The 8679-nt window shown below is 31.2% G+C and carries 5 protein-coding genes and 1 pseudogene; 4 read left to right on the top strand and 2 right to left on the bottom strand.

Annotated elements, in window-relative coordinates:
- Nucleotides 1-263, top strand: a 263-nt coding sequence (locus E0F76_RS15105; protein WP_220398932.1) for an integrase core domain-containing protein, incomplete at its 5' end; no start/stop codon positions are given.
- Nucleotides 264-412: 149 nt separating this feature from the next.
- Here E0F76_RS15105 and E0F76_RS15100 read toward each other — a convergent pair.
- Together E0F76_RS15100 and E0F76_RS15095 are read right to left on the bottom strand one after the other, a co-directional pair.
- Nucleotides 413-1695, bottom strand: a pseudogene (locus E0F76_RS15100) (MFS transporter).
- A gap of 35 nt (nt 1696-1730) precedes the next feature.
- Complete coding sequence (locus E0F76_RS15095; protein ID WP_132007909.1) at nt 1731-3659, bottom strand: amino acid permease; 1929 nt, start codon at nt 3657-3659, stop codon at nt 1731-1733.
- 718 nt (nt 3660-4377) lie between these two features.
- Here E0F76_RS15095 and E0F76_RS15090 point away from each other — a divergent pair.
- The 3 genes from E0F76_RS15090 (at nt 4378) to E0F76_RS15080 (ending at nt 8630) form a co-directional block, all read left to right on the top strand.
- Entirely contained in the window at nt 4378-5649 is a 1272-nt protein-coding gene (locus E0F76_RS15090; protein ID WP_132007906.1) for an acyltransferase family protein, read from the top strand.
- A gap of 154 nt (nt 5650-5803) precedes the next feature.
- Nucleotides 5804-7378 carry a glycoside hydrolase family 10 protein gene (locus E0F76_RS15085; protein ID WP_132007903.1) on the top strand — a complete coding sequence of 525 codons (1575 nt, stop codon included), beginning with the start codon at nt 5804-5806 and terminating at the stop codon, nt 7376-7378.
- Nucleotides 7362-8630, top strand: coding sequence for an MFS transporter (locus tag E0F76_RS15080; RefSeq protein ID WP_132007901.1), 1269 nt, complete (start codon nt 7362-7364; stop codon nt 8628-8630). The genes E0F76_RS15085 and E0F76_RS15080 overlap by 17 nt, the downstream gene beginning before the upstream one ends.
- The last annotated feature ends 49 nt before the right edge of the window (nt 8631-8679 follow it).

Genomic DNA, 8679 nt, shown 5'->3' with positions numbered 1-8679 from the left:
TACTAGAATCCTATAAACTGATCACAAGAAGCATGAGCCGTAAAGGAAATTGTTGGGACAATGCAGTGGCTGAGAGCTTTTTTAAGACTTTGAAAACGGAACAGATTTATGGCAATAAGCTTATATCTAAAGAGCAAATGGGACTCGATTTATTTGAATTTATTGAAATCTGGTACAACAGAAAAAGAAGGCATTCCGCTTTAGAATATAAAACAATCGAAGAATTCTGGAAACAGCAAAATATTTTTAAAAATGTTGCTTAACTAATAGTGCGGTTTTTATTTGCATATCCACTATTTATTTTTTTAGAATAATACGTATAAATATAATATAGCTTAATTTGTAATAAAACAAAAATAATTATATAATATAACTAATAATCAAATACTTATGTTTTTTTTTTAAATTTATGCTATTTTATAGACTCTGATTTCTTCATAAAACTTAACATTATGTAGCCAAGTAAAAAAAAGATGGCCAGAATTAAAATAGAATTCCGCATAGAATTCGTTATTGAACCCACAAGACCAAAAATAAATGTTCCAAAAACAATGGCAATTTTTTCAGGGCATGGTCTTCGGTTTCTGGTAATAATTTCGAATAGGTTGAACGTGACAAAGATTGTATTGCACCAAGTACCATCCCTATCGATCCGCCAAGTAAGTAAACCTGTAAATCGATATATTCACTATGTTTATCAATCAAAAATATGCAAAAACAAATAAATCCCCAGATGGCAATTGTGATTTTTAAAGTTTTGATATTTCCAATATTTTCAGAAATTCTGGAAAATACATAGGCTCCAAAAATAGCAACCAAATTTATTAGCAATATGATAATAATGAGTTTGCTGGTCTCAATTCCTAATTCGATTTTGACATAAATTCCCAACAATAAAATTATGGTTTGAACACCAATACTGTATAAAAAAAATGCCGTTAAAAATTGTTTTAGTTTTGGTTGATTTTTTAAATTTTCAAACACCAATTTTAATTCTCTTAAGCCCTTAAAAATAAAATTTTTTCTTGGATTTTTATTGAATACATTATTAGGCAAAAAATGAAATGTTACTTGCGCAAATCCCATCCACCAAATTCCAACGGATAAAAATGAAATTCTGGCTGGTAAAGTTGGATCTGAAATCCCATACCATTCTGGTTTCATTACCATTGTTAAATTAAAAGTCAATAAAAGTATCGAACCTGTATATCCAAGCATAAATCCTTTTGCACTTACTCTATCGTGTTGTTCCGGAAAAGCTATTTCAGGTAAATAGGAATTGTAAAAAACAATACTTCCCCAAAAACCAATACTTGCAAGAACAGTTGAAACTATTCCAATCCATAAAGTATCTTGTCCTTTAAAGAAAAACATACTCATTACGGAGATAGACCCCAAGTAACAGAAAAACTGCATAAATCGTTTTTTGTTTCCCGAGTAATCAGCAATCCCTGATAATATTGGCGACAAAGAAGCAACTATTAAAAAAGAAAAAGATAAGGAATACGATAACAAAGTACTGTTTATAAATGAAGTTCCTAGAAAATTCACCATTCCTTTGTTTCCGCTTGTTACTGAATCGTAATAGATAGGAAATACAGCTGTAGCGATTACTAATGAATAAACGGAATTTGCCCAGTCATAAAATGCCCAAGCATTTATTAATTTAGGACTTCCTTTCGGTAAATTTTTCATTCGTTTTTTTTTATTGTCTCCAAATATACCGTACACTATACCTCTTGAAAATTTAATTTGCTGTTTTTTCGACTAAAGCTAAAATAAATAACAAGTCCAATAAGCAACCAAATCGTGAAATAGATCCAATTCCAAATGCTTAATTCAGCCATCATATACAAGCAACTAATTAAACCCAACAATGGAATTAGAGATAAATTTTGTCTGTTAGACCACACTGTCAACCCAAGCAAAACAATTAAGAAAATCCACATTGGAATTTTATGTTTAAACAAACTAAAACCACTTTCATATTTTAATGAGTTATCTATAGGCAATGAATCTACAACCGTTTTGTATTGAACATCGTCCAATTTAAAACCACTAAGAACTACTTCTAAATCGTCTGAGGCTACTTTTTGATTAGCATAATTTGTAGCAATAAATTCAAATACTTCTTTAGATTTTTCTTTATTTAAGGATGTAACAATAATTTCTGGTGTGTTAATTTGCATTTCATTGGCCAAAAAACCCATAGTGGCTTTTTGGTTGTAACCAAAGGCAAAAACAAGTCCTATAACAATCAAAACAGGCATTACATATTTAGAATTGACATACGGTGTTTTGAATTTTCCACGGGGAATGTCTTTTTTATTTTGTAAAACCAAAACACCAGCGCAAACTAAAACAAAGGCAAATAAAGTCCCAATACTACACAAATCAGTAACCATTGTTAAATTTAAAAATAATGCTGGAACAGCAACTACAAACCCAGTAACTACGGTTGCATAAGAAGGTGTTTTGAATTTTGGATGAATCGTCGAAAACTTTTTAGGTAATAATCCATCGCGGCTCATGCTCATCCAAATTCTAGGTTGTCCCATTTGAAAAACCAATAAAACACTGGCCATGGCAATAACTGCACTCACGGCAATAATACCAGACATCCATTTTAAATTTAATTTATTAAATACAAATGCCAAAGGATCTCCAACATTTAAGTCAGTATAATTAACCATTCCGGTAAGGACTAATGCAATTGCAATGTATAAAACAGTACAAATTATTATCGCCCACATCATTCCTCTTGGCAAATCACGTTGCGGATTTTTACATTCTTCGGCAGTGGTTGATATGGCATCAAAGCCAATATAGGCAAAGAAAACAGCCGAGACTCCTTTTAAAACTCCGCTCACTCCATTTGGAGCAAATGGATGCCAATTGGCAGTATCTACATAAAACACACCAACTGCAATAACCAAAAGTACAATACACAATTTAACGACAACCATCATATTACTTGCGTTTCGGGATTCCTTCATACCGCGGTAAACTAATGCCGTAATTAATATAATTATCAGTAAAGCTGGTAAATCAGCAACAAAATGAAAACCAGCCAATGTTGGAGAAGTAGTCCAAGCAGTATAAGCTGATTGCAAACCTGCATTTAAATTTTCGAAAGATTTTCCACCTTGCATCAAAGCAGTTGCATCTTTAAAACCATTTGATGCTGTCAAATAATCCATTTGTACCCACTGGGGTAAGTGTATACCTCCACTTTCGAGCAATCCCGTAAAATAATCACTCCACGAAATAGCAACAGTTATATTACCAATTGCATATTCCATTATCAAAGCCCAACCAATAATCCAAGCTATTAACTCTCCAAAAGCCACATAAGAATAGGTATAAGCACTCCCAGAAACTGGAACCATAGAGGCAAATTCGGCATAAGCAAATGCTGCAAAACTACACGCTAAGGCAGTAAACAAAAATAAAAATATTACTGCAGGACCACCATCTGAACTTGCTTTTCCAATGGTACTGAATATTCCGGCTCCAACAATTGCTGCTATACCAAAAGCAGTTAAATCTCGTGCAGTTAAATGTTTCCCTAATGCATTATGTCCATCTCTCTCATTTTTTGCTACTTGTTTTAAAATATCCTCAACCGTCTTTTTTCTAAACAAATTTGATGATGCCATAATGATAATTTTGTTGGTACTATAAATTAATAGTGACAAATATAAATATATAGTGCTTTAAAACTTTATGATATAAATAATAATACACTTATTTTTTATTTTAACACGTACAATTCAACTTTTAGGATTTTAAAGACTCCTTTTAAAATTAAAACGTTTTAACTATTCAATAGTCTGATACGTTTTCACACTGAATCATCCTTTAATTTTAAAATTTAGACAAAATACTTTTGCTCTAATAGAAATCGATATTTATTCTTGTTATCAATAATTTTAGAGGAATCTAAATGATTAAGTAACAGCATTGGGAAGTGGTGTTTCTGGTCTTGCAGGATTATTTTCTTACGCAATAGAGGTAACCAAAATAATGAAGTTGTTTTTTGCAAAATGAAATTATGGAAATCAACTTTATTTTTCTAAAAAAACATTTCATAATTTGCTACCTGTGATTTCTTTTCAGAAAGATTTCAGAGAAGAATAAGTTCTAAAAAAAGAATTTGAAAAGAAAGCTCAACTTCTGGATGTATTTCTGAGTTAATTTTGGTCATTTCAATTTTAATAGAGACATTGCATGTTCAAATACCGAAATCGAAATTTTCAAAAATTTCCATCGAATAAAACGTTTTAAGAATACACTATAGTTAAAATATAAATTTGAGAAGTAATTAAAATACAATTGTAAAGCGATATATAAACCTTACAATTAAAACATACAAAAATGAAAAAAGAGCGTTTAATTTCGCTGGATGTATTCCGCGGATTTACAATACTTTTGATGACCATCGTTAACAATCCTGGAAGTTGGGATCACATTTACCCTCCATTAGAGCATTCTAAATGGAACGGATGTACTCCTACTGATTTAGTGTTTCCTTTTTTTATTTTCATAATGGGAACAGCAATTCCTTTTGCAATACCAAACAAACAATTTGATAGCATTGTCTTTAATAAAATTTTAGTCCGTTCTTTGCGCATCGTTTGTTTAGGTTTGTTCTTAAATTATTTTAGTAGAATTGAATTATTTGGGTTGAAAGATTGTTCCTTATTAGCTGTCAGATTGAGTATTACTTTAGGTGTTGCCTATGCCCTTTTGGGAAAATTCAGTTTAAAAATTAAAACCTATTTAGTATTTGGGGTTTTCACAATTTTACTTTTCCTGGCATACAGCCCTATTCGAGAATATAAAGACGTAAGGATTCCTGGTGTCTTACAGCGAATTGGAATTGTATATTTCTTTACTTCCATTTTATATTTAAAAACGAAACTAAGAACACAGATTCTGGTTATAGGAATTATTTTAGTAGCGTATTGGTTGCTCTTGGCTTTTGTTCCTGTTCCTGGAATTGGAGAGGCAAATTTTGACAAAGGAACTAATCTTACTGCTTGGTTAGATAATTTAATTTTAAAAGGCCATTTACGGGCTTTTACCAAAACTTTGGATCCAGCAGGGATTTTAAGTACTTTACCTGCAATAGCTTCCGGTATATGTGGAATGTTTATTGGAAAAGTATTAAAATTAAAAATCCCAAAAATTGAAATTGCAAAAAAAACAGCTCTTATTGGCATCACGCTAACTATAATTGGTTTAATTTGGGATAGCTTTTTTCCAATTAACAAATCCCTCTGGACCAGTTCTTATGTTTTATATACTGCAGGTTTGGCTACGCTATGCTTAACAATTTTATACTATATAATTGATATTTCAAACTATATAAAATGGACACGCTTTTTTTTAATTTGGGGAATAAACCCCATGATTGTATTCTTTTTGTCAGGAATTTTTCCAAGAGCTTGGAATATGATTAAAATTCAAAATCCTGAAATTGCATTTGAACAAATAAACATCAAAGATTATTTTTATATTTCTTTTATTACACCATTATTTAATAACCCATTAAACGAATCGTTGGCATTTGCTTTATTTTATATCTTTTTATGGTCTGTAATTTTATGGGGGTTGTATAAAGCCAAAATCATATTCAAAGTATAAATTGTAATTAAGGGTAAACTAATTAACAATCATAAATGTATTTTAAAATTTTGGCAAAGAAATTGATGATAATTTAAAGTCAAATTTTATCTAAATTTATAGGGAAAACTACTCTAAAAAAACTATTTTTGAACGATACAAAACAAGTACAATAATGAATAATTTCAGGTCTTTTATATTACTTATTTCCTTCTCAATATTATCTTTTTTTAATGGAAGTGCACAAGAAAAAAAAGCAAATCCCAAAAATGAATTCAGAGCAATTTGGATAGCCACTGTTGTAAACATTGACTGGCCAAAGAATAATATTGATAGTATCAAAAAACAAAAAGCAGATTTTATTGAAATACTAGACACCTATAAAAAATTAAATTATAATGCCGTAATTGTCCAAATTAGAAGTGTTGGTGATGCTTTTTATCCTTCCAAACTTGCACCTTGGTCACGCTATTTAACTGGAAAAGAAGGCGCTGCACCAAACCCATACTTTGATCCATTGGAATGGATGATAACTCAAGCTCACGCCAGAGGTTTCGAATTTCATGCTTGGCTAAATCCTTATAGAGCCACTTTTGATACTAAAATTCAGAATTTGAGTCCAGAGCACGATTTTTATAAACATCGGGAATGGATGATTAAATATGGAGAAACAGGAAAAGAAAAATACTATTATAATCCGGGTTTGCCTGAAGTTCAAACTCATTTAATTGCCGTTGTTGACGAAGTTGTCAAAAATTATGACGTCGATGCCATACATTTTGATGATTATTTTTATCCGTACAGAGTAACGGGTCAAGAATTTAACGATAAAGTATCCTATCTTAAATATGGCAATGGTCTTTCAATAGAAAATTGGAGGCGTAATAATGTGAACACTTTTGTAAAAAACGTTTATACCACAATTAAAAACTGTAAACCTTGGGTGCAGTTTGGCATTAGTCCATTTGGCGTATGGCGCAACAAATCGGTTGATACTAAAGGTTCCGACACACAAGCGGGCCAAACCAATTATGATGATTTATATGCAGATCCATTGGCCTGGATGGAAGGGAAATACATTGATTATATCTTACCACAATTGTATTGGAGTATCGATCATAAAACAGCATCCTATTCCAAATTAATGAAATGGTGGTCTGAAAATTCAGTAAATGCAAATATTTATATAGGAAATAGTAGTTATAAAATTAAAACTGATTCTGATAAAAGATGGAATGATCCCTATGAAATTCCAAATCAAATTGATTTAACCAGAACCTACGATAACATACAAGGAAATGCATTTTTTAGCGCTAAATCTTTCGTTAACAAAAATCTAGACATAACAAAATTATTACTAGATAATCAATATAAATATCCCGCTATTCCCTTGCCCGTTCCTACTTCTATAAGAATAGTACATGATTGTCCAAATATGAATTCTGTTTCAAAAGATTCAACCTTTTATATTTTTAATATCAAAAACCCATTAAATACTAAAGTTCGATATGTAGTTGTATATGGATCTAAAAAAACAATCAAAATTGACATCAAAGACCCAAGCCAAATTGTTGATAAAATAGTATTTGAGGGAACTCCAATATGTATTCCAACAACAAAAATGGGAGACATGACTAATTGTGCCTTAACATTTATTGATTATTATGGTAATGAAAGTGCATCAACAATTGTAAATTTACCATTAGAAATCACAAAAATAAAAAATAAAAATAATGAGTACAGATTCTAAACCTTGGTATTGGATACCCGTTTTAAACTTTGCCTCTGGTTTACCATACGCTATTATAATTTCGGTTTCGGTAATCATGTATAAAAACCTAGGAATCAACAATGAAGATATTGGAATTTATACTAGCTTGTTGTACCTTCCATGGGTAATTAAACCTTTATGGAGCCCTTTTATAGATTTATATTCCACTAAAAGAAAGTGGTTTTTATCGATGCAATTAATAATCTCAATTGCATTTATTGTAGTCGGAATATCCATTCCAATGTCTAATTTTTTCATACTCAGTTTGTCTATTTTTTGGGTAGCCGCCTTTGCCTCAGCATCGAATGATGTAGCTAGCGATGGATTTTATATGTTGGCTTTGGCCAAAGAGCAACAGTCCTTTTTCTTAGGTATCAGAAGTACGTTTTATCGCCTTTCATTACTAACGGGAAATGGATTAATAGTAATTATAGCGGGTTACTTAGAACAACAATATGGCGATAAAACCAAAGCTTGGTCATATACCATGATAATTGTTGGCTTTATTATGGCTATTATTACTATTTATAATTATTTTTCGACTCCTAAAATCGAATCAAAAAACATAGAAAATCAAGTAGAGCATGCACCAAAAGCGAGTTTTGGAAGTGTTTTTATTTCATTTTTTCAAAAAAAACAAGTGGGATTAGTCTTAACATTTATTCTATTTTTTCGATTGGGTGAATCACAATTATTGAAAATGCTGACGCCGTTTTTAATTGACGATAAATCCGTTGGTGGAATGGGATTAACAACACAAGACGTTGGAGTAGTTTATGGAACATTTGGAGTCTTGGCTCTGACAATTGGTGGGATTTTAGGTGGAATAGCCATATCAAAAGATGGTCTTGGAAAATGGATGTTACCAATGATATTAGCCATGCACTTACCCATAATTGGGTTTATATTATTATCTCATTTTCATCCCGACTCCATTTTATATATATATGCCGTAGTTATATGTGAACAATTTGGATATGGTTTTGGATTTGCTGCTTTTATGATGTTTTTAATTTATGTTGCCGAAGGAGAGTCTAAAACTTCTCATTATTCAATCGCTACTGGATTTATGGCTTTAGGAATGATGCTTCCCGGTATGTTAAGTGGCTTTATTCAAGAATATTTAGGTTATGCTAACTTCTTTATTTGGGTTTTATTGGCTACAATTCCAGGATTAATTTTATCTTTCTTTTTAATTTATCCAAAAGAATTTGGAAAGAAAGCAGAATAGCACATATGTAAAAAATAGCACACGGATCACACAAATTAAACGGATAAAA

This window comes from Flavobacterium cellulosilyticum (assembly GCF_004349355.1).
In the GTDB taxonomy this organism is placed as follows: Bacteria; Bacteroidota; Bacteroidia; order Flavobacteriales; family Flavobacteriaceae; genus Flavobacterium; species Flavobacterium cellulosilyticum.
The sequence above is the reverse complement of the archived record's forward strand: the minus strand, read 5'-3'. Positions and strand labels throughout refer to the sequence as shown.

What these genes read in the sequence shown, in the direction of transcription:
- E0F76_RS15095 (WP_132007909.1), bottom strand. Translation starts at nt 3,659, where the DNA reads ATGGCATCATCAAATTTGTTTAGAAAAAAGACGGTTGAGGATATTTTA.
- E0F76_RS15080 (WP_132007901.1), top strand. Translation starts at nt 7,362, where the DNA reads ATGAGTACAGATTCTAAACCTTGGTATTGGATACCCGTTTTAAACTTT.
- E0F76_RS15085 (WP_132007903.1), top strand. Translation starts at nt 5,804, where the DNA reads ATGAATAATTTCAGGTCTTTTATATTACTTATTTCCTTCTCAATATTA.
- E0F76_RS15090 (WP_132007906.1), top strand. Translation starts at nt 4,378, where the DNA reads ATGAAAAAAGAGCGTTTAATTTCGCTGGATGTATTCCGCGGATTTACA.